We start from the raw sequence: 23,912 nt of genomic DNA, 5'->3' as shown, positions 1-23,912 counted from the left end.
CGGTGCCGACATCCCGCGCAGGCTTCCACATTCTGTTCGTATGCACAGGCAACATCTGCCGGTCGGCGCTGGCGGAGCGGCTGACCCTGTCGGCCCTCGGGCCAGGTTCCCCGCTGCTGGTGACCAGCGCGGGGACCCGTGCCCAGGCGGGACGCCCGATGGCTGAGCGGGCGCGGCGCGTGCTGGTCCGGCTCGGCGGGGACCCAGAAGGCTTCGCCTCACGCCCGCTCACCCCGGCGATGGTCGTCGCCGCTGATCTCGTGCTCACGGCCTCGTCCGAGCACCGTGCCGAAGCGGTGGCCATGCATCCCCTCGCGGCCACGCGTACGTTCACCATCGCCGAGTTCGGCACGCTGGCCCGGGCCGTGGCCGCGGAGAGCCTCGTCCGCCATGAGGATCCCGTACGGCGAGCCCACGCCTTGGCCGCGGAGGCGAGGGCACTGCGCGGGCTGGTCCGGGTGGAACAGCCCGACATCGCCGACCCCTACGGAGGCTCTCGTAGGGCCCACCGGGCGGCGGCCCGCCGAATCTCGGAGTCGCTCGCTGTCCCGCTCAAGCTCCTCACGCACTCACCGGTGTCTTGACCTCGGCCTCGTAGCCGTAGCCGTAGTAGTGGCCGTGCTTGGCCGGCGCGAAGTTCAGGACGGTCCCGAGGAGGCGAGCGTTGATCGACGACAGCAGCTCTGTGGCGCGCGCCACCTGCTCCCGCCGGGTCTTGCCGTACCGTGCGACGAGGAGAGTGCCGTCGCAGATCGCCGCGAGCGCCACGGCGTCGGTTACGGGCAGCAGCGGTGGAGCATCGAGGATCACCATGTCGTAGTCACTCGTGAGCTGGGCCAGCAGCGAGCGCATTCCCTGCGAGCCGAGCAACTCGCTGGGGTTCGGCGGGATCTGGCCGCTCGGAAGCACAGAGAGGCAGGGCTGGCCCCAGGTCTGGATGACGTCGGCCAGGCGCGCCTTCTCGATCAGAACGTCCGTGAGGCCCATGGAGCCCTCGATGCCCAGGTAATCAGGGATGCGAGGGCGGCGGAGGTCGCCGTCGACCAGGATCACGCGCCATCCCGCCTGGGCCAGCGTGATCGCCAGGTTGGCCGAGGTGGAGGATTTGCCGTCGCTCGGCAGGCAGCTGGTCACGACGAGCGACTTCGGCTGCTTGTCCACCCCGATGAACTGGAGGTTGGTCCGCAGCGAGCGGTACGCCTCGGACCTCGAGGATCGGCGGTTGCTACGGACGATCAAAGGGTGCCGCCGCGCGTCCCGCTCGTAGCCGATGACCCCGAGAACCGAACTCTTCGATGCCTGCTGCAGCGCCTCTGAGGTTTTGACGGTCGTGTCCAGCCGATCCCGGACCACGAGTGAGCTGAATGCGACGAGCAACGCGATAAGCACGGCGATCGCGAAGTTGACCACTGGCCGGGGACTGACCGGTTCCTCCGGGACCTCGGCCCGATCCACAATGGTGACCTTGACCGCCGGACGGCTGTCCGGAGTCGACCGCTCAATCTGGTCGATCATCCGGCTGAATTCGGATCCCAGGCTGTTGGCGAGTAGTGCCGCGCGCGCGGGGTCGTGGTCACTGACCTTGGCGCGTAGAAGCACGGTGCCGGGGACGGGTTCCGCCGTGATGTTCGCCTGGAGTCGCTCGACATCCTCGCCCGTGGTGATGCGGCTGACCAGTCGACGACTTGTCAGCAGACTGGCGTAGGACTGCACTCCCTGGGACAGCGCCCCAGCCTGGTAGGCGGGGGAGAGGCTGCCTTCCTTGTCGTAACTGGAGAACAGCATGGTAGTCGTCGCATCGTACTCAGGCGGCGTGTTCGAGGTCACGACAAGGGCGGCACCGACCGCGATGGACAGCGAGAGCAGGAGGAACAGCCAGCCCCTGCGTACGAGTCGCATGTAGTAGAGCAGATCCATCTGATCATTGCCGCCTTTCTCGAATGAGCGCAGGAGCCTTCTTGGGATGCTTTGACGGGTAGACCCGTACCCGTTGCGGCAGGCCGATGAGAACGCACGCGGCCCCTATTCCGCTGATCGTCGCGAGGAGCGGCGAGATCCAGCCCAGCGTCATTGCCAGGTCGACCATGCCGGCCGCAGCCGCGGCAGCGGCGAGTACGAGGGCCGTCAGCCTCGTGCTGAGGCCGAGTTTGCGGAGGCGGTGGGAAAGATGGTCGGTTCCGCCCCGCATTATCGGTCGGCCCGCCCTCTTCCGGGACACGACAACGATCCCTGTGTCGACGATCGCGACGAAGACAGGCAGAAGCAACCCCGCGATCACCGTTTCCGTGCTCCGTCCGGTGACCAGCAGGGCCGCTGAGCTGGCGAGGACGAATCCGATGAAGAGCGATCCTGCGTCGCCCATGAACACCTTCGCCGGTGCCCAGTTGTGCAGAAGGAAGCCCAGCCCGGCGAAGGCCAATGTGCACAGGAGCAGTCCGACCACGGGCTGTCCGTATACGAAGGCCGTCCCGGCGAGACAGGCGGCGCTGGCCGTTGTGATGGCTCCGAGGTTGCCGTCCATGTTGTCGAGGAGATTGAAGGAGTTGGCGACCACGACGATCCACAGCGCGGTGATCGGACCGTCCAGCCATCCACCGGTGACCGTCGCCTGGACCCCGCTCAGCACGACTCCGCACGCCACCACCGACTCGACTGCCAGTCGGGTGAGCGGGGTGAGCGGGGAGAGATCATCGATCAGGCCGAGCAGCCCTATCACCACCGCGGCGACAATGATCACGCTGGTCCGGCGATCGGCCAGACCGAGCAACGCGACGGGGGGAACGGTGGTTCCCAGCATGATCGCGATTCCACCCAGATAGGGGACGGGCCGGCCGTGGGCCTTATAGCCGTTCGGGCGATCGGTGATACCCCAGCGGAGTGCGAGACGCCCCAGGACATGGGTGCCGCCGGCGGCCAGCAGAAGGCCGGCCGCTCCGGCGGTGAGGAGGGCGGTGGCGTTCACCGCTGCGGTGCCGCCAGATCAGCCCGGGCCTCGGCGATGGTCTCCACCAGTATGTCCATGAGCGATCGTGTCGGTGCCCAGCCGGTGAGCTCGCGAAGCTTGGTGGTGTCGGGAACCCTGCGCGTCATGTCCTCGAAGCCCGGCCCGTAGGCCTCGGCATACGGAACAAGGTCGATCCCGGATGTGCTGCCGCTGAGTTCCGTGACCAGTTTGGCGAGCCGCAGAATGCTGAGCTCGTCGCCGGCACCGATATTGAAGGTCTGACCGACCGCCCTGTCATTGTCGAGCAGCAGGACCAAGGCCTCCACGACGTCCCGCACGTGGATGAAGCAGCGGGTCTGGGTGCCGTCACCGAAGACGGTGAGTGGGAGACCGCTGATCGCCTGCTTGATGAGCCCTGGGATGACCATGCCGTAGGCCGGGCTCTGCCGCGGTCCCACCGTGTTGAAGAACCTGACGATGATCGTCGAAAGGCCGCGTTCCCTGTGATAGGCGTTGGCCAGGATCTCGTCGACGGCCTTGGCGGTGCTGTACGCCCATTTGGCCACGGAGGGGCTGCCCAGGATGCGATCGGACGTCTCCGGGAGCGGCCCGCTGGAGTTCTTCCCGTAGATCTCACTCGTGCTGGCGACAAGGATCTTCCGGCGATATCGGTGAGCAGCCTCGATGACGATCTCCGTGCCGCGGATGTTCGTCGTGAGCGACCGCAGCGGCTGGTCCAGGATCAGCTTGACCCCGACGGCGGCGGCGAGATGGACGACCACGTCGCAGGTGTGGACCAGTTCGTCGACCACGAGTTCGTCGAGGACCGAGCCCTGGACCACGCGCAGTCGGGGATTGTCCGCCTGGTGCGCGAGATTGGCGGGGCGGCCCGTTGACATGTTGTCCAAAACCACTACGGAGTCGCCGCGGGCGAGCAACGCGTCCGTCAGATGGGACCCGATGAAGCCACTTCCGCCCGTTATCAGGTAGGTGTTTCCGCTTGACATAGTCAACGACTTCTCTCCATCCATATGGCGGTTGACAGGATCGTTGGATAGGTGCGTACGAACGAGGTGTGAGTCAGTCAGGCGCCTTCGCCCGGGCCACTCTCGTTGCGGAGATTCGTGTTCATCGCCTTCTCGAGCCACGTCACTGTCAGGCGGAGTCCCTCCTCCAGCGGCACGGGCCGCACCCCAGGGAACAGTCCGAGCAGCAGGCGGGAAGAAGCCTGTGACTCCCTGATGTCGCCCGCGCGCGGGGGGAGAAAGTCCGTCTCGATCGGCCGGTCGAGGATGGTTTCCAGGGCGTCCTTGAGACACAGCAGCGACACGCGCGTGCCGAATGCGAGGTTGACCGGCTTCCTGCTCGTGACGCGGCGGACGGCGGCGTCGGCCAGGACGTGCGCCACCGATCCGACATAGGTGAAGTCCCGTGCCTGATTCCCGTCGCCGTAGATCGGGAGTGGCCGGCCGCGCAGAGCGGCGGACACGAACGCCGGAATGACCGCAGCGTATGCGTGGTCGGCGGCCTGCATGGGCCCGTAGACGTTGAAGAAGCGGAACGGCAGGACCGGCAGGCCAAAGCTTTCTGCGTATGCCACGGCGTAGGCCTCCGTGGCGAGCTTGCTGACGCCGTACGGGCTGAGCGGCCGCGTCGGGAGGTCCTCGTGCTTGTACGGCTCCGGGCAGTCGCCGTACACCGAGGACGAGGACGCGAGGATGACGTGCGGCGGCGTGGTGGTCCGGCACGCCTCGAGGAGGTGGAGCGTTCCCGTCGCGTTGGCGGTATGCGAGGCGATGGGGTCGATCAGGGACCGGGGCACCGAAGGCCGTGCCGCGAGGTGGATCACATGTGTGACTCCGGCCATGAGCTCCGCCAGCAGCTCCCGGTCCAGAATGCTGCCCGTCACGAAGTCGACCCCCACGTCTGCGAGGTTGTCGATGTTCCCGCTGCTGAGGTCGTCCAGCACGGTGATGCTCTCGACTTCCGGTCGGGTCGTGAGCGTCCGGCAGAGGTTGGCGCCGATGAACCCGGCGCCGCCCGTTACAAGGATTCTCATGTCGTGCTTCCCGGTGTTAGTTGGTGTCGCGGCGCGGCGCGCAGCGACCGGTAAAGCGCTTCGGTGTCCGCCACCAGTCGATCCACTCCGAAGGAACTCGACGTCCAGTCGCGGGCGGACTCGCCCATCCGGCGCGCGAGCGCCGGGTCGGACAACAGGCGGAGGGTGTGCTCGGCCAGTTCACCCGCATCGGGAGCGGCCAGCAGGCCGGTGACGCCGTCGCGGACGATCTCCGGGATGCTTCCCACACGCGTGGAGACAACGGGAGTGCCGGCCATCCCCGCCTCGATGAGGGTCAGCGGCGTGCCCTCGTTGTCGGAGGTCATCAGGACCACGTCGGCCGCCGCGTAGACGGTCTCGACGTCTCGTCGCCACCCCAGCAGGCGGAAGGAGCCCCACATGTCCGCGATGCCCCGCTCCAGCTCCTCCTTGAGCTCGCCGCCTCCGCAGACGACGAACCGGCAGGCGGGCAGGCGCTGGAGCACGGCGCGCGCGGTGGCGAGGAACCGGTCGGGCCGCTTCACCTGGGTGAGCCGGCCGACGAATGCGACGACGGGCGCGTCCAGGGGTAGGTCCAGAGCGGTACGGGCCGCCTCGCGGTCGGGAGTCCGGCCCAGCTGCAGGCCGGGCGGGATTACGACGTACTGCTCCGGCCGGCCGATCCCAGCGGCGAGAAGGTCGTCGCGGACCTTGGCTCCGACCGTCACCAGACGATCGGACATGGAGGCGAGGCGCCGTTCCGTCCAGATGTAGAGGCGGCGCTTGGACGGCGAGAAGTAGCCGCCCTCAAGGAGATGCCCATGGAAAACGTGCACCCGGGCCGAGCCGGTGCCGGCGAGGCGGGCGGCCATACGACCGAGCGCGCCGGCCTTGGCGGTGTGCGTGTGCACGATGTGCGGCCGGAAGCTGCGCATGGCGCTGATCAGCCGAAGGAGCGCGCGATAGTCATCGGCCGGCTTGACCGCTCGGCCGAGGCCCGGGATCCGATGAACTTGCAGCGTCGCGTCCAGGAGTTGAAGATGGTCGCCTTCGGCGCCATCGACATATCCCGTATAGAGGCGACGGTCGAATTCATCGGCGTTGAGCCGCCCGTCCAGTCCCATGACTAGAGCCGCAGGGCCGCCGACGTTCATGCGCGCGATGATTTCCATGACACGAATACGGCCGTCTGGCGTCATCACGGGCCCCTCGCTGACAGATGCGGTTCACGCCGGAGAAACTAACTCGGACGCGTGTCTCCTCCGGGACGCGCTCACCGTGACGGCGAAGAGTTTCCGAATTCGGTACCCGAACATGATCGAGTAGCCGCTGCTCCATCAGCGGGCGAACGGCCTGGTCACGCACTGTCAACCGGGCGGTTCCCCTGGGGCTGGGCAGCTGGAGTTCGACGGGGAAAAAGAAAGTCAAGGGACCGTGTTTCGCTTGAGGCCGGCCGGTTCAACGATTTCCCTTACGTTTACCGGTGAACTCGGGAGCTGGCTGTTCAAAGCGCTTCCCGGCCGCCCCGTGCGGGGATTCCTGATGGCGCAGACAAAGGATCGGCAAGTGGGGGCACGTGAATGGCTATTCCTATTTCAACTGCAGGCACGACACGTTGGAGCACGATGAGTGATCTTCGGGTGTGCGAGGTCACGAAGACCCTTGACCTCGGAGGTGTCGAGGTGCTGCTCGTCGAGCGGCTTCTGAAGGCTCGCGAAGGAATCGTGAACTACACGGTGATCTGCCTGCGGGCATCGACGGATGAACTCATACAGCGGCTGCGCTCGGCAGGAATAACGGTCATCGATCTCACTGCGGGTCCCCGGCCGCTGGTCTACGCCAGGCTCGTCACAGCGGTCCGCCGAGTCGCGCCTCATGTGCTGAATGTGCACTCTCCGGCGCCCCTCATCGTCCTCCGGCCGTTCGTCCGGCTCGCCAGGAAGCGTCCCGCTCTCGTTTCGACCGTTCACAACGAACGCTGGCCGAAAACGATGTACCTCGACCGCTTGACCCGATGGCTGGACGACTGCACGGTGGCCGTGTCGCCGCTCGTGGCCCGGTCGCGTGCCGTCATCGGCGCTCGTCGCGTGCTCACCCGAATGCACGGGGTCGACGTGCAGGGACAGCGGTGGTGGGCCGCCCGGGCGAGCCTCCTGCGGCGTGAGTTGAACCTGCCGGAAGACTCGTTCCTGTTCGCCTGCGTAGCCAACTTCCGCCCACAGAAGAATCACCGGCTGCTCCTTCAGGCGGCCGCAGAGGTCGTGCGGCGCCGGCCGGATGCCGTTTTCGCGCTCGCCGGTGACGGGCCGTTGCGGGACGAGGTAGTCCGCGACGTGGAGGCTCGGGGCCTGGGCGACCACGTACGCGTGCTGGGGAGGCTCCCGCGGGCCGCGCGGCTGGTCGCAGCAGCCGACCTGCTGGTGCTCAGCTCCGACCATGAAGGGCTGCCGGTGGTGGTCATGGAGGCGCTGGCGGCCGGGGTGCCTGTCGTCTCCACCCGGGTCGGGGGAGTGCCGGACCTGATCGCCTCCGGCCGGAACGGGATTTTGACCGAGCCGGGCTCAGCCGGTGCCCTGGCAGAGGCGATGCTCCGGGGGATGGAGCCGCAGACACACCGTGAATTGCGTGCCGGAGCCCTGGCCAGCGCGGAGAGTGTGGACATGGCCGGCACGGCAGAGTGGTTCGAAGAGCTTTACGCGGAGCTGGCCAGGGACGTGAAGGCCTGATGTGCGGATAGCGGGGATCGCTTCGACGGCGACGCCGGATCCCGAGATCGTGCGGCCGGGCATCGACCGCGTTCAGTCGGTGATTCCGAATGTCGCGTACATCTCCATGAGGAGCACGGCACCGACATGATCCACCGACCGAAGGGGCGCCTTCGCCATCCGGGATCGCGCCCGGGGACGGCTCGTTCCGGCTGCTGAGCGATCGGTCGCCGCCTGGCGGCCGCACGAGCTGTTGTACGCCCGAAAGAAGGCGTTCGGCGTCCCGCTCGCAGCCGGACAGGGACATTCACACCCTCGCCGACTACCCGAAGCGTGCCGGCGATCCCTCGCTCCTCACCGAATCCGAGTCACGGTGGGAATCGACGTCGGTCGCCGCTTCATGGAATGGGGGCAAGCTCCGGGGACGAGGTCTCTCTTTTCGAGCCTGACATCTTGTCCAGGCGACCGCGGCCAGCAGGCTCGTGATCATCATGAGTGGCATCCGTTGCCGGAAGATCAGACCGATATTGGCGACCGTCGTCGCGTAGACAATGAAGCCGGAAACGATGAACAGTGCGAGCACCAACAGCAGCCTTCGATCCCGCCGCCACAACTCGCGGGCCCCGATCATCGCGTTCCAGAGTAGGTAATACCAGATCGCCGTCTCAATCTTACCGAGCTGCAGTACAAGGCTCCCATCAGTCCACGGGAACGGCGAGAGGAGCGTGTAGAGCAGCTTCGGCCCGAGAGCTCCCCATGCGGCGCCGCCGTCTTCGAAGGTCACCCCCGAGCCTCCGCTGCCGGCGCTGAACATGCGCACCTCGGTGGACTGAGCATGAAGCAATTCTTCCTGTATCGGCGCCGTGAGCAGTTGGTCTCCTGTTCCGACGAGAACCATCAGGCCGGTCACGAGCAGTCCGATGAGCACGGCAGCGCTACGCAATGACAAGATGCGCTTGGGGCTGAGCGCACTGAGGAGGAGTGGTGGTGCGCACATGAAGACCATGTACGGCCGCACTTGCCACAGCGTCCAGAGCAACGGTGCGGCCATCATCACCTTTCGTATGTCGAAGCGTCGCAGATTCGACAGGCCGAGGCCGAGACAGGAAACGACCAGGAAAGCATTTATGCCATCCTTGAACGTGTCGGACGAGTGCAGCACGAACGACGGCATGAACGCCGTTATGACGAGCAGCCGAAATGCCGCGGACTCGTTGGCCCCGACCAGCGTCGCCATCTTGTGGATGACAACGCACAGCGCACACGAAATCAGTGCCACAACCGCTGTGCATGCTAGTTCGGCTGGGCCGTCGCATACGTACATGATGGCCGCGAAGAGATTGCAGACCGCGCCGACGGAATATAGACCCGGTAGTTGTTCTGCTGTGACGAAATGAAAGCCCTCCCACTCCCAGCGCGCCAATATCTTTGTGGCCAGGTCCATATACGCGGCATCGTCGCCGCCATAGTCGATGACATCGGCCTGCATCACCAGGAGATGAAGAATTATTCTCACAGCGTAGGCGGCCAGCAATACCGGTAGTATGCGTCGAGCCGTCTGAGGAGCGAACGTCGTTTGCACGATAACGCCGAGCATCGCTGCGGCGACGGCAACGATAAGGTACTCCACTGGAAAGTTCCTCCACACGCCTTGAGGTCGACCCTGAGGCGGGTCTGTCGAAATCAGCTCCAAGCACAGACTTCGTCATACAGTCGGTCGAGGATTTCGCCGTTTGGCTGATGTCCACAAGATCTGCGTTGTTCCGTGCCCATTCGCGAAACCGCGCGTGACTTCTGGGCATGCATCACCGCAGGATGGTCTACGCGAGCACGTGGGGATCTCCAGGCCTGGTCAGGAGCAGGACCCTGCCCCCAGAGCCGTGACGGCGATCGGAGCACCGTTGAGGGGGAGAGGGAAGTGGAAGTTGACGAGCACGACCTCTGCGCCGCCTGTCCCGAGGTTTTTGATGACTTCGCAGGCGTGCAATTGCATCACGATGCGGCCTCGGAAGACTCCCCATGCTGACTATGGCGGAATGAAAGGTGGGCACGGTGCAACCCGGTTTCTTCGGATGCACGGCCGAAACCGTTCTGAATCCCCATGGCGTGATGTTCGATGCTCACCTGAATCAGCATCGCCCGCACGGAGTGAACAACGTCGGTGACAGCACCATACGACCCCAAGACATTGTGCAGTTCTGCCCCCGGTATTACCCATACGGCTGCGAGAAGCTCCGTGTTCTGCGCCTGGGCCCTCGGCCAGCACGTCCTCGCCCACGTTCCCCGCCGTTGCGGCGCCCTTGCCGGCCTGCCTGACCTCGTCATGAGCGCCACGGGTTGCAGAACGAGGCCACTGATGGCCAAGGAACCCCAGCCGAAAACTCAGCGGGTCGCCTCCGCCGGCGGTTCACCATCTCAGGCGGCTAACCGTTCCTGCTGTTCGAACGAATGACGAGGCCTCCCCGGCAGCCACCGGGGAGGCCTCGATCACGACGTCAATCTGACATCTGGGGGGTGACGTAAGGCGCATGCGTCGACGGAGCGGGCGGGTATGCCGCCTTCGCCTTAGATTTGTTGTTCTGCTTCTGCATCGGATTGGTCTGGTTGTCGGTCTTCTGGAACGGCGTGACGAGCAGGGCGAAGTCGCGCAGCAGGGACTGGAGTTGGTGCTCGTGCTGACGCTCGTGCTGCCGCTCGTGGTTGCGGTTCCGGTTGTGGTTGCGGTTGCGGTGTCCACGGCCCCACCCGTCGCCGCATCCGCGGCAGCCGCTCATGACGGTGGTGGCGTTCGCGGCGCCAGCGGCCACGGCGGTCTCGAGGGCGATGGCTCCACCGGTCAGCGCGGTGCTGATGGTGAGAACGCCGACGAGGCTCTTGAAGTTTGACATTTAATTTCCCCCTGAAAACGTGTGCCCAATTGCTTTGATGGTTCCCCGGCAATCGGGTATATGCGCTTGCGGAGACCCTTTTCGGGCCATCCATCTGTCGTCTTGCTTTCCGGGGCGACTGAGCGCCAAACGACGATCAGTCGCTTTTGCACGCCGGTTGTCGCTTTATTGATGACGTCGACCAAGTAACGAGCGTATTGCTCTAAATTGTCATTTATGTCTGATTTTGTACCCCGTCCGGCGCTGGTCGGCGTGCGGCGACACGTCGTTCGCGGAAGGAGCCCGCACACGCGTGCCGAGGTCCCCGGCGCGCAGGGGTCCTTCATCGCCAGCATCCCGTGTGTGTTGCGCATCCCGCTCAGTAGCTCAGCGGGTCTTGGGAAGGGCGACTGGTGAGCGTTTCCCTATCGCACGATGCCGAATTCTGTGGAGTGAATTTCGCTACCGCCGGCTCGGCCGCTCAGTGATCGGCCGAGCTTCTCTTCATACGAGTTGATCTTAGTACGCAACTCGCAATAATCGGCGGAGCGGATTGCTCAAGCGTTGGCACAATACCAAGAGCTAACCAGATGCTGTACGGATCGATTACGGCTTGGCCAAGTTTACTGTGGAATACGGCCTCTGCGACTGTTCGTCGGTGTTGTTCACGCAGTTGGGGATCGCTTCCGCACTCTTTTGATCGCCGGGGTCTTGTGGGTTTCGCGTTTATCGCGGATCAGGTGGATGTCCAGCTCGGCCGGCACAGTCCGGGCGGCGAGTTCGTCGTTCGACGGGTGCTCGGCCCCGCCTGCAGCACCCGCAGGTGTCGAAAATGATCAGGAGATGCTCTCGGACCTGACATACGGATCCAGCGCCGACCGCATGGTGGCCGGGCGCGGGAGTAGCGCGGATTTCGGGATTCCCGCCGACCGTGCGAACCAGGAGATCTCCAATGCCGCCATGAGAACGTAGGTGATGGTGGACGAGAGAGCGGCACCCACCACGCCCCATCGAGGAATGAGTGCCAGGTTGAGCAGAATGTTCGCGGCCGCCGCTCCGACAGGAATGGCAGTCATGCTGATGGGCCGGCCGAGGCGTACGAGATATTGCTCGACCGGCCGCGTCAGGAAGAGCGCGATCATTCCTGGTGCCAGCACCAGCAAGGGGGCGACGCAACCCGCGTAGGACTGGCCATAGAGCAGAGGGATCACGGTGGGGGACAGCGCGGCGAGCACCCCGATGAAGGCCGCAGACAGGAGCAGGCTCAGCCGGATGATGCGGGCGGTGACCTGCGCGGCGTCGTTCATGTCGCTCGACGCCTGCTGGGGAAGGGCGACCTGTGTGATCGCCTCGGCTGGGATGCGCGCGAGTTCGAGCACTGTGACGGCCACGGTGTAAATGCCCACCGCCGCGGCGGAGTCCAAGGCATGGAGCAGCAGAATGTCCACCGTCAGCAGAAGATTGAAGGCCACCACCCCGACGTGGTAGCGGCTCCCGAGGGCCAGTTGGCGGCATGCCAGCCGACCTCCGCCTCTGAGGGGGCGAAGCCTCAGCGCCCGGATGAGAATGAGAGAAGGGACGGTTATGGAGATCGTCCAGCACACCACGACGCTTGCGACCGTGACATTGCCGATGGCGATGAGGACCAGAAGAGGGAGGCACTGGATCAGGCCCGCCGCCACCGTCGCGCGGTTGACGACGCCCACTTCTGACCGCAGCAATGCGATCCCTCTGAGGTTGGTCGTCATGACACCGAACGGCACGGCAAGCAGTGCCAAGTAGAGCAGCGGAGACGTTGTGGGCATGGCGCCGAGCAGCGTCAGCATCATCCCGACCAGTGCGGTGACAATCCCCAGGATCAGGCCGAGAAACAGGCCGTTCACAGCAAGACAGTGTCGTCGCGCCTGATCCGCCCAGAGGGAGATCTGCGTCTGCTCGATGGAGAAGTGCCCCATGACGATGGCCGTGGCCGCCGCGGTGGCGATGATCGCGTAGGTTCCCCGGCCCTCAGGCTGGAGAGTGCGCGCGAGCAACACCCCTGTCACGGTCGCCAGCAGCAGCCGAAGCACTCGGCTCGCCATCGTCTGAGCGACCTTGCTCAGCGACGAGTTCACATTTGAGCCGCGGAGCATCGCACCTCGCTCGGGCTCTGCGCACCGGGTACGGCGTGTGCCCTGTGCCAGAGCTCGAACTGCAGCAGCGCCCAAAGCTGTACGGAGTGGTCGGCCCCTCTCTGATGGCGCTGGAGCAGGCCTCGCACCGCCGACGGGCGGAACATGCCCCTGCCCCGCGCGGTGTGGTCGGTCAGCATGTCGAAGGCCAGATCGCGCAACTCCCGTCGGAGCCACATGGCCAGCGGAACACCGAATCCTTGTTTGGGGCGGTTCATGAGTTCCTGCGGAAGCCAGGGCGCGACCGCGCGTTTGAGCAGCCGCTTCGTCTGACCTTCATGCACCTTGAGCTGCAGCGGAAGGCCTGCCGCCCATTCCATCAGATGGTGATCGAGGAAGGGGGACCGTGCCTCCAGAGAGTTGGCCATGGTGGAGATGTCCACCTTCACCAGCAGATCCCCGGGTAGGTAGGAGTTGACGTCCACATCCATGAGCCGCCCAAGGTCTGTGTCCGCCCGCGACTCTCGGTAGGCCTCCTCCAGGAGGTTGTAACTGTCCACACCGGCCAGTTGCGTCCGGAACTCGTCGCCGTAGAGCGCGTGCTTTCCTTCACCGGTGAAGGCGGACATCATCAAGGCATAGCGCCGGGCCGGCGGCTCAGCTGTGAACTGCAGGACCCGGCCGAGACGCCGGGTGACGGTGCCCGGTGCGCCCTTTTCGGCGAAGAAGCCGCCGACTCGCAGCGGGATTCCGGCCAGCGCGCGGGGAAGAACCGGAATCCGGCCGCTGCCGGCGGCCAGTGTGTAGCGGTTGTATCCACCGAAACACTCGTCGCCGCCGTCGCCGTTGAGGGCGACCGTGACGTGCTGGCGGCTCAACCAGGCCACGTAGAAACTGGGTATCGCCGATGAATCGGCGAAGGGCTCGTCGAAGTGCCATGTGATCTTCGGCAGGATGTCCAGCAGATCCGGGGTGATCACCAGCTCACGATGCTCGGTCCCGTAGCGCTGGGCGACCAGGCGGGCCCAGTGTCGTTCGTCGTAGCGCTTGTCGGTGAAGCCGATACTGAACGTCCTGACCGGCTCGCCGTGCTGCATCGCCATGGCCGCGACCACCGCGGAGGAATCGATGCCGCCGGACAGGAACGCTCCGATGGGCCGCTCACTGACCATCCGAATCCGGGTCGCCTCCAGCAGCAGTTCCCGAAGTCGTTCCTCTTCGGACTGTTCGTCCGCCACATGGCGCGGAGTGGAGTCGAACCGCCAGTAAGGACTCACGGTGACGCGGCCGTCTTCCCAGGTGAGCACATGGCCTGGAGAGAGCTTATAGGTCCCTTGGTAGATGCTCCACGGAGCCGGAACGTACAAGTATGTGAGGTAGTGGTGGAGAGCCACCGGGTTAACCTCGCGGGACATGTCCGGGTCCGTCGCGAGTGCCTTGAGCTCCGACGCGAATCGGATCGAGGAATGATCCGATCGCCAATAGAGCGGCTTCTTCCCGACCCGGTCCCTGGCCAGGACCAGGCGCCTGCGATCACGGTCCCAGATGGCGAACGCGAACATGCCGCGGAGCCGATGGACGAGGTCTACGCCGAATTCCTCGTAGAGATGCACGAGGCACTCGGAGTCGCCCTCGCTGCGCAGGATGTGGCCCTTGGCGACCAGTTCTCGGCGAAGTTCGGCGAAGTTGTAAATCTCGCCGTTGAACACGGCCACGATCCGGCCGTCCTCGCTGTAGACGGGCTGGTCACCCGAGGCGACGTCGATGATGGCGAGGCGTTGCATGCCCAGAGCCGCATGTTCATCCGAGTGGAAGCCTGCCCCGTCGGGTCCCCTGTGCGTGATCGCCCCGCACATGCGGCGGACGAGCTCCGGGTCGGGGCGCGATGTCGACACGATTCCGGCTATCCCGCACATCGGTTCTCCAAAAGACGCTGGTACAGCTTGATGTGGTCGTCGACCATGACGTCCAGGCAGAGGTTCTTGCGCGCCCACGCACGGGCTGCGACTCCTAGGGCGGCGGCGAGTTCCGGATTCTCGACCAGGAGGGTGATTCCCTCGGCGAGAGCGGCGGGGTCGGCGGGGGGGACGAGGATTCCGCGGTCTTCGAGCAGTTCGGGCGTCCCACCGACCGAAGTCGCGATGACCGGCCTGCCCGCAGCCATCGCTTCCATGACCGAGTTGTTCAGGCCTTCGGACTCGGAAGGGAGGACCACCATGTCGGCGCGCGCCAGGAATCCCGCGACGTCCCTCCGGTCCCCCAGGAAGCGGACGTCGACGGCGAGCGCACGCGCCCGGCTCTCGAGGTCGTCCCGTTCTGGTCCGTCTCCGACGAGCACAAGTGTGACGGGCAGTCCCTGACGGGAAAGCAGGGAGGCGGCCTCGAGGAGGAAGCGATGGCCCTTCGCCGGGCCGAGGCGGGACAAGCACAGCACGACGGGGAGCGTGGTGTCGATGTTCTCCGGCAGGACCGCTTGGAACGCCGAATCGGAAAGGCCGTTACGGATCACGCTCAGCTTCCGTACCGGGACACGCTCGACCGTACGGGCATCCTCCGCGAGGGCGGCCGCATTCGCGACGACGTGATCAGTGATCCCAGTCGCGACCCGTTCCAGGGCATGCACCCATCGGGGTCTCTGCTTGAGAAGAGAACTCTGGTTGCGCCGTCCTGCCACCACGACCGGAACCCGTGCCAGCCGGGCGGCGGGCGGCCCAATGACGTAACTCTCGTAGAGCAACGCGTGCAGGACCTCCGGCTTCAGCCGTCTGAGCAGGCTGACCATGCGTGCGAAGGCGCGCAGGTTCCTGACCAGGGCCACAGGGGGGGATGGCTTTCGGGTGAAGCCGAGATGATGAACGTGGACCCCTGCGTCCCGGAGAGTCGACTCATGCGGTCCCCCTCTCGACAGCAGGAGTACGTGGACCGCGACGCCTGAGCGCCGCAATTCCCGCGCGAGCAGGGACAGTTGTTGCTGGGCTCCGCCCAGATTCAGCTCCCCGATGAGAAACGCGACGCAATTGATGCGGGCCTTCACTCCGGCCGCCATGAAGATTCCTTTCCGGTTGCCGCTGATATGCCATATGAGGAACCTGAAGCGCCGTGCCCGGCACACGACTTTCTGATATTCGGGCACCTCGGGCGGATCCTTATGACGGCCGGACTTCGTCGTAATGGGTACGCAAGAGCGTCGACGTGGTGAGGGGCCTCGGGCTTGACCCTCGTGCTGAGCGGAGACACAGGATCACGCCCTAGATCGTGATGCAGCCCATCACATATCTGAGCGGCACTGGCCATTGCCCGCTCCACGGCCAAGGATTCCTGGCTGTTAAGGACCTGGCGTTGTGTGCTTCGTGGTCGTGGTCGGCGACCAATGCCATCGTCTATCTCCGGCGCGGATCGCCGGTATTCCGGGTCGCTCGGTAGCGGCCGGAACTTCCTGGCGATCCGCGCGGCTCGCTGCCTTCCCTATGTCGGTGTCCCAATCTCATATATGGCATAGTCCCCAGAGCGGAACCGAAGCTTGGCGACGTCACCGATATGCGAGTCCGGATTTATTCGGCGTTCATCCACGAAGAGCCAGTGGACACCGTAACGCTCCTGGAGTTGACGCATCGTACTCCATGAAGGTCGGTAAAAGGCCGCGTCGTTCAGGCTGAGCCTTTCGGCATCCCAAAATGGCAGGCCGTCGACTCGCTGGCCTCCGAGACGCCAGCGGTCATTGTTCGTCGGAGTGTACATCCACCCCTCGACGAGAACGCGGCGTTCGGTCAGCGCGGCCACCCAGGCTTCGCGACTGTCGCATGGGCTCTCGTATCCCCAGAGGCAATGCGAATTTGTGGCGACCAGTTGATTCGGCTCAGAATGGGCCCGCAACCAGCGCCCTGCCGTCAAGATGCCTTGTGGGACGGCCTGTGCAACGACAGGATGGGCCAACCCATGGAAATTGACAGGGGAGGTGGGCGTGTCCTTTTCCACGGTCGACACGACGCGAGTGAACCAGGCGGCCGGCAGGCCGGCACTTGTGAGGAAAAGGATTATGACCGTCCAGGCACGAAGCCCGGCTCGCCCCGTGACATACATCACTATCACGGGCACCACGGCGATGACGAGGAGCGCGATATACGGAAGGACCAGGACGCTATCCGACTGGCCGGGTTTCAGGGGAACCCTGACACCGCAGAGCATACGGATCAGGTAAGTGGCCACCATCCCGATGCCTACTGAAAGGATCACCGTCCGCAGCGGCAGCCGTGCCCGTCGCACGAGCAGAGTGAGTCCGTAGACCGCAAGGATGGCCAGATAAGGACCGGCCGCCTGAAGGAAGTAGCCCTGGGCATTGTGTGGATGGCTGAGCACGAGCATTGCCCCGATACCCGCGGCGCCCATGCCCAGCATGAGAAGCACTGCGGGTTGCATGAGCGACCGAGGCCGGCTCAGCAGGCCGAGGATCCCCAACCACATGACGGACCAGTTCGCCACATACATGAGTGCCACGCCGACCACGGCCGCGAGTGAGGGTTCGACCGTGGTGAACAGAGCGGTCAATTTCCCCCACTCGCCCCGCGCAACGGAGAAAGGCGCCAAGGTCAGCCCTTGCCTCGAATGGCCGAACAGCACAATCTGGGCATAGAGAAAACACGAGGCGGTCATTCCGAGTGCGACGATTGTCGGCCACCGGAGCTTGCGCTGCCTGACTACTTCGACCGCGGCCACGGTACCCAGTCCAGCGGCCAGTATGGGCAGGTGTGTGGCCTTCGCTCCCATCGCCACCACGAGAAAGACGCCCAGCAAGAGCCATACGCCCAGAGTATGCCGCCGGCGCTGAAGAAGATCGATGAGAAGGAGAACGACCGGGGCGAACAGGAGAGCTCCAAATGTCTCCGTGGGGCTCTCCCACGACTGAACAGGAGTCATCTCGAATACGCTGGTCCTTGTCCCGAGATAAAGGTTCGGAGCTGCCAGCAGGACTGCGCCCATGACGGCGATCAGCGCCGCCGGCCATGAATGGATGACGCGCCGCGCGATCGCGCACAACAGGACGACGAGGGCGGCGAACATAGGTAGCAGGCCCAAGCGGACAAGCAGCACCAGCGGTTCCACTCCGGTCACCCAGCTCGTCGCCGCGAAATGCGTATAGAGGAACCAGTGATAGAACAGCGGTTCGCCGGCCACCATGGGCACTGTGGGCGGCATATGGTTTTTCAACTCACCGATCAACGACAAGTGATATGGCACGTCTATGTTCGACGCCGCCATCGCCGGCCAGGTGATGGCATTTGTCTTGAAGTACGAAACGCTCCAGACGACCAGATATGCAATCGTTAGAGCAAGGGCCCAGGACCACCAGGTAGGTGCTTTCGGGCGAGCTGTCGGCTTCCAACGACTTCGTAGCCGGGGAACGGTCAGGAAGGCGGCATAGGTGGCGATCGGCCACACCAGGACCAGCAGTGGCGCTCCGATCGCCCGGGCTCCGATATAGGTGAGCACTTCTATGGCGAAGCCCAGAACGAGGCCCAATGATATTTCTTCTGCCAGCGTGTGAGCCTGGCCGAACACTGCCCGGATGATCAGCATGCCGGGAAGCAGGATTCCGAGGATGGTGTAGACGCTGAACGCCGCCATGTCGGAGCTTGAAACACCCGAGAAGCTCAGCATGACCAGGGTGAAAGCCGTCACAGCCGCCGCCGGCAGCCACGACCACAATCCAGTCAGCCATCGGCGTCGAGTGGAATGTTTCCCTTTGGGGGCGAACCCGACCTGTTGCAGCTCTTCCGAAGGGTTGACCGAGCCTGGCGCAAGGTTCGTCAGAGGCGAAGATTCGACCATACGCATAAGTCTGGCGATTTCGGCGCGACAAGACCGTCTAGACACCCGCTCTTGTGAGATAATTGCCGGCCGGAGGTGAAAGGGTTACTCTTGGATAAATCCAATCTTCGGCTGTCACGCCGAGTTTCCCCCGAATGTCATGTCACGTGGCATATCCGTACCTGTGCAGATGAGACGCGAGGGAATACTCCAGCAGTGCGAGCTGCTCCCGGGAAAGATCTTTCCGAAAAGCATCGGCACGCCCGGGGGAGAACTCGTGGCGTGCGAGGCCTCGCTCGAAGCCCTTCGTCCAGGGCAATCCAAGAAACTCCAGGATCATGTCCATATGCTTACGCGGGTCGGCGAGCAGATCCTCATAGCGCACCTCGAACCAAAGGTCGGAGGGCACGGTCGTGCGCGCGACCTCGAAGGCGTCCATCAGCAGTTTCCAGCCGATTCCGGCTAGATGTACGAGCGACCTTCCCTCACGCTCCCATTCCTGGGCGTAGCCGTCGGAGAGTGGTCCCAACTCCCAGCGCGACGGCCCGAGGTACCCGCTCCACCATGTCATTTGGAGCAAAGAGTTCGCCACGGCGCGCCCGTCGCGCACGATGTGCACGAATCGAGCCTCGGGAAACACCTCGTGCAGGAACGAGGCTCTGGGCCAGAGGGTGAATTTATGAACGAAGTGCTGACCTGGTTCCGTGGCTCCCCGGCTCTCGAAGAAGACACGCAAGCGATCCGCCAGCCATGGGGTCGCGTCCGCGGCCACCAGATCCCGGAACGGATTGACCAGGGTCGGAGAGACCTCACGGCTCAGGGCCACGTAGCCCTCAGAAGGGCGTAGCCGTTTTCTGAAACCGGTCGGCATTCGCCGGTAGATGATTCCATTGAGTGGCCGAACCGATGCGGGAGTTCGCCGCCACCGATCGTCGAGGTTGGATACGAAACTCACATCCGGGTGGCGGGCGATCACGTCGTGGACGAGTGTGGAGCCGCAGCGTCCGGTTCCGATGAGGAAGTTAAGCATGTGACCTGACCTGATCCGTATGAATCGCTTCCCGTGCTGGCGCGGAGCCGCGGCGCACGGCCGGGGTGACGCTGAGGGCGAGGGCGATGCATGCCAGCGGAACCGCCGGCAGGGCGAAGCGGTAAGAGCTCTGGTTCGTGGCAATGGCGAGCACCAAGAGTGCCACCGCCATCAACCACGGCATCAGTGACGGGGTCGGTAGCCGGCGTTTGTAGCGCACCATCCAAGCCACCGGTGCCACGAAGGCGAGGAGCAGCATCAGGCCTGGCAGGAAGATCCAATACTCGTACCGTTCGAGGAACGTGGCGAAGGGCGCGACCGCCCTCGGCGCGCCGCTGTAACCGTATGTTCGCGCGAGATCCGCCTGCTCCGGTGGAACTTCGGCGGATACGGCAGGGAACAGGAAGGCGGCATCAGCGTGCACCGGTGGGTCCCGCCGGACCAGGGTGTCGGTCAGGTCGCGCAGGATGATGAGGGCGTAGTCAACGGGCTGGGCGACGATGGCGCGCAGCGCGAAATTCCGTGCGAGAGAGTTGTTTTCAGGGCTGAGCGGCGGACCTGGCCTCCTGTACAACCAGGCGTTCTGGTCGGTCAGGTATTCCTGCGGGCGCTTGGTGTCGAGCAAGAAGTTCCATGGCCACGTGGCGGCGGCCCGGTGCGGCTCAGGTGGGCAAAGCGGTAGGAGATCGGCTGGTGGACGTATCTTCGAGCAGTCGGCAAACGACATTGTGCGCGACCAGAGGAGCATTCCGTCGTTCGAACCGAGTGCGAAGACGCCGTTGTGTGCCTGAAACCACAGACCATAGGCGCCGAGCGGCACGAGGCAGGTCGCCGCAGCCGCGAGCAGTGTGCGCAACGCGACTCGCCGCGCCAGGAGAAGGCCGAGGAAGAGCAGAACGAGCGGCAGACCTATTGATCGGGTGAGCGTGGCGGCGGCGAGCAGGAGCCCTGCTGCAACGGCCATGGGCGGTGTGAGCCGGCGCCGCCACAGTGTGACGACGACAGCCCACGTCACAAGGCAGGTGAAGAGCGTCTCGCTGAGCAGGGCATGCTCGATCACCAACTGGCGAGGATCGAGGAGAACGGGAAGAGCGGCGGCCACTGCCAGGACCGGCCGCACCTGCCACCGGCGGAGCAGGGCATAAATCAGAATTCCGGTGGCCAGCCCCAGAAGGTGCTGGGCGGCCACGACGAGCCCGCTGCTGTGAAAAGGCAGGAATATTCGAAGGAACACAGAATAGCCGGCTGGCCGCCACGGGTTGGGCACGATCCGCAGTGCGTCAGTGACATAGGCGGTGGTGTCCCCGTACCAAAAGGCCTGTCGGTATCCAAGCATGGCAGTTGAACGCAGCAGCACTGCGGCAATTACGGCCAGGGCGATAGGGGCGCGGGCAGCGGCGAGGAACCGTGATTTGAGAGGCGTGGAGCCGGAGTCGTCGGCCTCCATGTCGCCGAGTGCTCTTCCGGGGTGCGCTCTAATGACCGGAAAACTTGAGACAATTTTGAGCATGCCATTGACTTTCATAGGCATGTTCACCCGCCTTTGCTTCGCATGCCGATCGACTTCCGACACTAATCGGCATGTAGCGCGGAACCGCCTAGTGGCCGCAGTTGGGAGAGCCATCCTCTATCCGGCATGGACTCCGCATTCGGGACGATTCATCGCACCTAGATGAGCTCTTCAGCCGGCCGGCTCGCGCCGGTGCGGAGCAAGATAATCGTCCGGGGCGGCCCGCACGAGAAGTGTAGAAAGATGGCGACAACCGTTCCTCATAAAAGGACTGGCAAGAAATGAGTCGAGGGCGGCCGATCCAGTGAGTCGTGAGCACCACCCTTGTCATGCTTGCGAGCAGGTCTAAAACCGCAGGCTTTCTGCGCCGGACGGAGCACCTTCGCGCGGACACCAGTCTCTGGATTTTCCGGCCCTAGTGGGTTTTCCTTTCGGCGCCATTGGCGGCGCTGTCGGCATGCGTTCCCGCCGCACACCTCCTCGTCGTCACGCTGGGTTTGTGCGGGGTTTCTTGCGTGGATATGACCTTGCTCAGGCGACCGGGCCGCGTACCGCGTACCTGACGGTTCGGGTTCGTGACCAGCCATCGTTGTCGCCGTAATCGAGGGGATCGTAGGTGTTGACTGTGAGAAAGCCGTCGCGACCGCGGACGATCCGCGCAGGCCTGATCGCCGGCGGTCTTGGCTTGGTCGCCATGCTGAGCCCGATACACGGCGCCTGGGGCCAGGAGCATCCACCGACTGCGGCGCCCACGCCGTCGGGGACGCCGACTCTCTCTGCGGTGCCGGCTGTCACGCCGTCCGGGATGCCGGCGTCGTCTGGGACGCCGAAGGTGTCTGCGACGTCGTCTGGGGCGCCGACGGTGTCTGCGAGCTCGTCCGGGACGCCGGAACAGAGCGAGGGGAAGGCGCCGCTCTTCCACCTTGGGGAGAAGAGCCTCCCGACTCACGGTTCGAAGCAACCGCGCAGGAGTCGCCAAGCGGCGGCCTGCCCGCCCACCTCCATCATCTGCATTGAGAACAGCCTGCCTGGGAGCCCGCCCAGCGAATGGGACGTGCCTGGAGCAGGCAGCACCAACATTCAGGGCTTCGCGACGAACATGAGTGTCAACGTCGGGGAGACGGCGCAGTTCAAGGTGAAGACCGATGCGACGGATTACCGCGTGGACATCTACCGCGTCGGCTATTACAGCGGACTGGGAGCTCGGAAAATCACCACCGTCCAGCCCTCCGCCACCCTGCCTCAGACGCAGCCGGACTGCCTGAGTGACCCCACCATAGGCCTGGTCGACTGCGGTAACTGGGCGATATCCGCCTCCTGGGCGGTGCCGAACGACACCGTTTCCGGGGTCTACCTCGCGAACCTGGTGCGAGAGGATGGGACAACCGGTGTAAGCCAGATAATTTTCGTTGTGCGGGATGATGCTCGTAATTCCGATCTACTGGCGCAAACCTCTGACTCAACGTGGCAGGCATACAACACCTATGGTGGGAACAGCCTTTATCTGGGGAGCCCGGCAGGAAGGGCCTTCGCGGTCAGCTACAACCGTCCGGTGACCACACGAGGCAGCAGTTGTTGCAAAGGGTCGGTTGAAAGCTATTTCTTCAACTCCGAATACCCCATGGTCAGGTGGCTGGAGGCCAACAGTTACGACGTCAGCTATACGAGCAACGTCGACACGGCCAGGCGGGGAGCGGAACTGCTTGACCACAAGGTTTTCCTGTCCGTCGGGCACGACGAGTACTGGTCGAACGACATGCGGAACAACGTGGAGAACGCCCGCGCCCAGGGCGTCGATCTGTCGTTCTTCTCCGGTAACGAGGTGTTCTGGAAGACGAGATGGCAGGACAGCATCGATGGATCGACCACACCGTTCCGGACACTTGTCTGCTACAAGGAGACTGCTGCGAACGCCAAGATCGACCCGAGTCCTCAGTGGACCGGTACGTGGCGCGATCCGCGTTTCTCCCCGCCGTCCAATGGCGGTAGGCCGGAGAACGCGCTGACCGGCACGCTGCACATGGTGAACGGCACCCGCAACGATCCAATGATGGTCCCGGCTGAATACGCCCCCATGCGGTTTTGGCGCAACACGTCCGTCGCGAACCTTTCGCCTGGTCAGACGGCGAATTTCGCCGCCGGTATGCTTGGCTACGAATGGGACGAGGCGCCCTACAACGGATTCCAGCCGGCGGGCCCTGTGCAACTGTCCAGCACGACAATCGATGTGACGCCGCAGTACCTGCTCGACTTCGGGTCGACATATGGCGCGGGGGTGGCGACCCACCATCTGGTGCTCTACCGGGCGCCGAGTGGCGCGCTGGTCTTCGGCGCGGGAACCACTCAGTGGTCGTGGGGACTGGACGCCGTTCATGATCGCCCCGGTACGCCCGCGGACATCCGGATACGGCAGGCGACCGTGAATCTCTTCGCGGACATGGGGGCCCAGCCGGCGACGCTCCAACCGGACTTGGTTCCGGCGACACAGTCGACGGACACCGCTCCTCCGACGTCTGCCATCAGCAGTCCCGTGAACGGTGCGACCTTTTCGGCGAAAAGCCCCGTCACGGTACAAGGCACGGCGGCGGACACCGGCGGAGGAGTCGTGGCCGCCGTCGAGGTGTCCGTGGACGGCGGGACGACCTGGCGTCCGGCGACAGGGCGCACGAGTTGGGTGTTCAGCTGGACGCCGACGACTACGGGGACGGTGAAGATCCAGACCCGGGCGGTCGACGACATCGGCAACCTGCAAGCGACCCCCACCATGACCACCGTCACCGTCGTGAACACGCTCTGGCCGCCGACCACGACGCCCGCGGTCGACTCCAATAACGACACCAAGCCGGTGGAGATCGGCGTGAAGTTCAAGTCGACGACTCCGGGCACCATCACGGGGATCAGG

The 23,912-nt window shown here is 64.4% G+C and carries 16 protein-coding genes; 3 read left to right on the top strand and 13 right to left on the bottom strand.

Going from position 1 to position 23,912, the window contains the following annotated elements; all coding sequences use genetic code 11:
- Positions 1 to 2 precede the first annotated feature (2 nt).
- Positions 3 to 584: an arsenate reductase/protein-tyrosine-phosphatase family protein gene (locus tag Pka01_RS13675; protein WP_203883100.1), complete on the top strand. Its 582-nt coding sequence runs from the start codon at positions 3 to 5 to the stop codon at positions 582 to 584.
- Here Pka01_RS13675 and Pka01_RS13670 read toward each other — a convergent pair.
- The 5 genes from Pka01_RS13670 to Pka01_RS13650 form a co-directional block, all read right to left on the bottom strand.
- Positions 562 to 1,917: a tyrosine-protein kinase domain-containing protein gene (locus Pka01_RS13670; protein ID WP_203883099.1), complete on the bottom strand. Its 1,356-nt coding sequence runs from the start codon at positions 1,915 to 1,917 to the stop codon at positions 562 to 564. The genes Pka01_RS13675 and Pka01_RS13670 overlap by 23 nt on opposite strands.
- Before the next feature lie 4 nt (positions 1,918 to 1,921).
- On the bottom strand, positions 1,922 to 2,962 hold the full coding sequence (locus Pka01_RS13665) for an MraY family glycosyltransferase (protein ID WP_203883098.1): 1,041 nt from the start codon (positions 2,960 to 2,962) through the stop codon (positions 1,922 to 1,924).
- The gene (locus Pka01_RS13660; RefSeq protein ID WP_239114952.1) at positions 2,959 to 3,951 is read right to left on the bottom strand and encodes an NAD-dependent epimerase/dehydratase family protein; all 993 of its coding nucleotides are present in this window, start codon (positions 3,949 to 3,951) and stop codon (positions 2,959 to 2,961) included. The genes Pka01_RS13665 and Pka01_RS13660 overlap by 4 nt, the downstream gene beginning before the upstream one ends.
- Before the next feature lie 77 nt (positions 3,952 to 4,028).
- Complete coding sequence (locus Pka01_RS13655) at positions 4,029 to 5,003, bottom strand: NAD-dependent epimerase/dehydratase family protein (protein WP_203883096.1); 975 nt, start codon at positions 5,001 to 5,003, stop codon at positions 4,029 to 4,031.
- A complete protein-coding gene (locus Pka01_RS13650; RefSeq protein ID WP_239114985.1) occupies positions 5,000 to 6,106 on the bottom strand; it encodes a glycosyltransferase in 1,107 nt (368 codons plus the stop codon). Before Pka01_RS13650 ends, Pka01_RS13655 begins: the two co-directional genes overlap by 4 nt.
- A 501-nt stretch (positions 6,107 to 6,607) precedes the next feature.
- On the opposite strand from Pka01_RS13650, the gene Pka01_RS13645 reads away from it, so the two are divergent.
- On the top strand, positions 6,608 to 7,708 hold the full coding sequence (locus Pka01_RS13645) for a glycosyltransferase (RefSeq protein ID WP_203883094.1): 1,101 nt from the start codon (positions 6,608 to 6,610) through the stop codon (positions 7,706 to 7,708).
- Between the two features lie 301 nt (positions 7,709 to 8,009).
- On the opposite strand, the gene Pka01_RS13640 is transcribed toward Pka01_RS13645, so the two are convergent.
- From Pka01_RS13640 to Pka01_RS13605, 8 genes are all read right to left on the bottom strand, one after another.
- On the bottom strand, positions 8,010 to 9,317 hold the full coding sequence (locus tag Pka01_RS13640) for a hypothetical protein (protein ID WP_203883093.1): 1,308 nt from the start codon (positions 9,315 to 9,317) through the stop codon (positions 8,010 to 8,012).
- 865 nt (positions 9,318 to 10,182) lie between these two features.
- Entirely contained in the window at positions 10,183 to 10,575 is a 393-nt protein-coding gene (locus tag Pka01_RS13635) for a hypothetical protein (RefSeq protein ID WP_203883092.1), read from the bottom strand.
- 815 nt (positions 10,576 to 11,390) lie between these two features.
- On the bottom strand, positions 11,391 to 12,686 hold the full coding sequence (locus Pka01_RS13630; protein WP_275414462.1) for an oligosaccharide flippase family protein: 1,296 nt from the start codon (positions 12,684 to 12,686) through the stop codon (positions 11,391 to 11,393).
- Complete coding sequence (gene asnB / locus Pka01_RS13625) at positions 12,665 to 14,560, bottom strand: asparagine synthase (glutamine-hydrolyzing) (RefSeq protein ID WP_203883090.1); 1,896 nt, start codon at positions 14,558 to 14,560, stop codon at positions 12,665 to 12,667. The genes Pka01_RS13630 and asnB overlap by 22 nt, the downstream gene beginning before the upstream one ends.
- A gap of 8 nt (positions 14,561 to 14,568) precedes the next feature.
- Positions 14,569 to 15,711, bottom strand: coding sequence for a glycosyltransferase (locus tag Pka01_RS13620; RefSeq protein WP_203883089.1), 1,143 nt, complete (start codon positions 15,709 to 15,711; stop codon positions 14,569 to 14,571).
- A gap of 419 nt (positions 15,712 to 16,130) precedes the next feature.
- Entirely contained in the window at positions 16,131 to 18,491 is a 2,361-nt protein-coding gene (locus Pka01_RS13615) for a hypothetical protein (protein WP_203883088.1), read from the bottom strand.
- A 142-nt stretch (positions 18,492 to 18,633) separates the two neighbouring features.
- Complete coding sequence (locus Pka01_RS13610; RefSeq protein WP_203883087.1) at positions 18,634 to 19,500, bottom strand: sulfotransferase family protein; 867 nt, start codon at positions 19,498 to 19,500, stop codon at positions 18,634 to 18,636.
- Positions 19,493 to 20,947, bottom strand: coding sequence for a hypothetical protein (locus Pka01_RS13605; protein WP_203883086.1), 1,455 nt, complete (start codon positions 20,945 to 20,947; stop codon positions 19,493 to 19,495). Before Pka01_RS13605 ends, Pka01_RS13610 begins: the two co-directional genes overlap by 8 nt.
- A gap of 1,117 nt (positions 20,948 to 22,064) precedes the next feature.
- Between Pka01_RS13605 and Pka01_RS13600 the strand changes: the two genes are divergently transcribed.
- Positions 22,065 to 23,912: N,N-dimethylformamidase beta subunit family domain-containing protein (locus Pka01_RS13600; RefSeq protein WP_239114951.1), on the top strand; the 1,848-nt coding region annotated here is incomplete at its 3' end.

Source organism: Planotetraspora kaengkrachanensis, from assembly GCF_016862895.1.
In the GTDB taxonomy this organism is placed as follows: domain Bacteria; phylum Actinomycetota; class Actinomycetes; order Streptosporangiales; family Streptosporangiaceae; genus Planotetraspora; species Planotetraspora kaengkrachanensis.
This window is presented reverse-complemented; position numbering and strand designations above follow the sequence as displayed.

Excerpts from the sequence above, each read along its gene's own strand:
- Pka01_RS13660 (WP_239114952.1), bottom strand. The coding sequence starts at position 3,951 with ATGTCAAGCGGAAACACCTACCTGATAACGGGCGGAAGTGGCTTCATC.
- Pka01_RS13610 (WP_203883087.1), bottom strand. The coding sequence starts at position 19,500 with ATGCTTAACTTCCTCATCGGAACCGGACGCTGCGGCTCCACACTCGTC.
- Pka01_RS13620 (WP_203883089.1), bottom strand. The coding sequence starts at position 15,711 with ATGGCGGCCGGAGTGAAGGCCCGCATCAATTGCGTCGCGTTTCTCATC.
- Pka01_RS13605 (WP_203883086.1), bottom strand. The coding sequence starts at position 20,947 with ATGGAGGCCGACGACTCCGGCTCCACGCCTCTCAAATCACGGTTCCTC.
- Pka01_RS13655 (WP_203883096.1), bottom strand. The coding sequence starts at position 5,003 with ATGAGAATCCTTGTAACGGGCGGCGCCGGGTTCATCGGCGCCAACCTC.
- Pka01_RS13630 (WP_275414462.1), bottom strand. The coding sequence starts at position 12,686 with ATGCTCCGCGGCTCAAATGTGAACTCGTCGCTGAGCAAGGTCGCTCAG.
- Pka01_RS13650 (WP_239114985.1), bottom strand. The coding sequence starts at position 6,106 with ATGGGACTGGACGGGCGGCTCAACGCCGATGAATTCGACCGTCGCCTC.
- Pka01_RS13670 (WP_203883099.1), bottom strand. The coding sequence starts at position 1,917 with ATGGATCTGCTCTACTACATGCGACTCGTACGCAGGGGCTGGCTGTTC.
- Pka01_RS13615 (WP_203883088.1), bottom strand. The coding sequence starts at position 18,491 with ATGGTCGAATCTTCGCCTCTGACGAACCTTGCGCCAGGCTCGGTCAAC.
- Pka01_RS13645 (WP_203883094.1), top strand. The coding sequence starts at position 6,608 with ATGAGTGATCTTCGGGTGTGCGAGGTCACGAAGACCCTTGACCTCGGA.
- Pka01_RS13635 (WP_203883092.1), bottom strand. The coding sequence starts at position 10,575 with ATGTCAAACTTCAAGAGCCTCGTCGGCGTTCTCACCATCAGCACCGCG.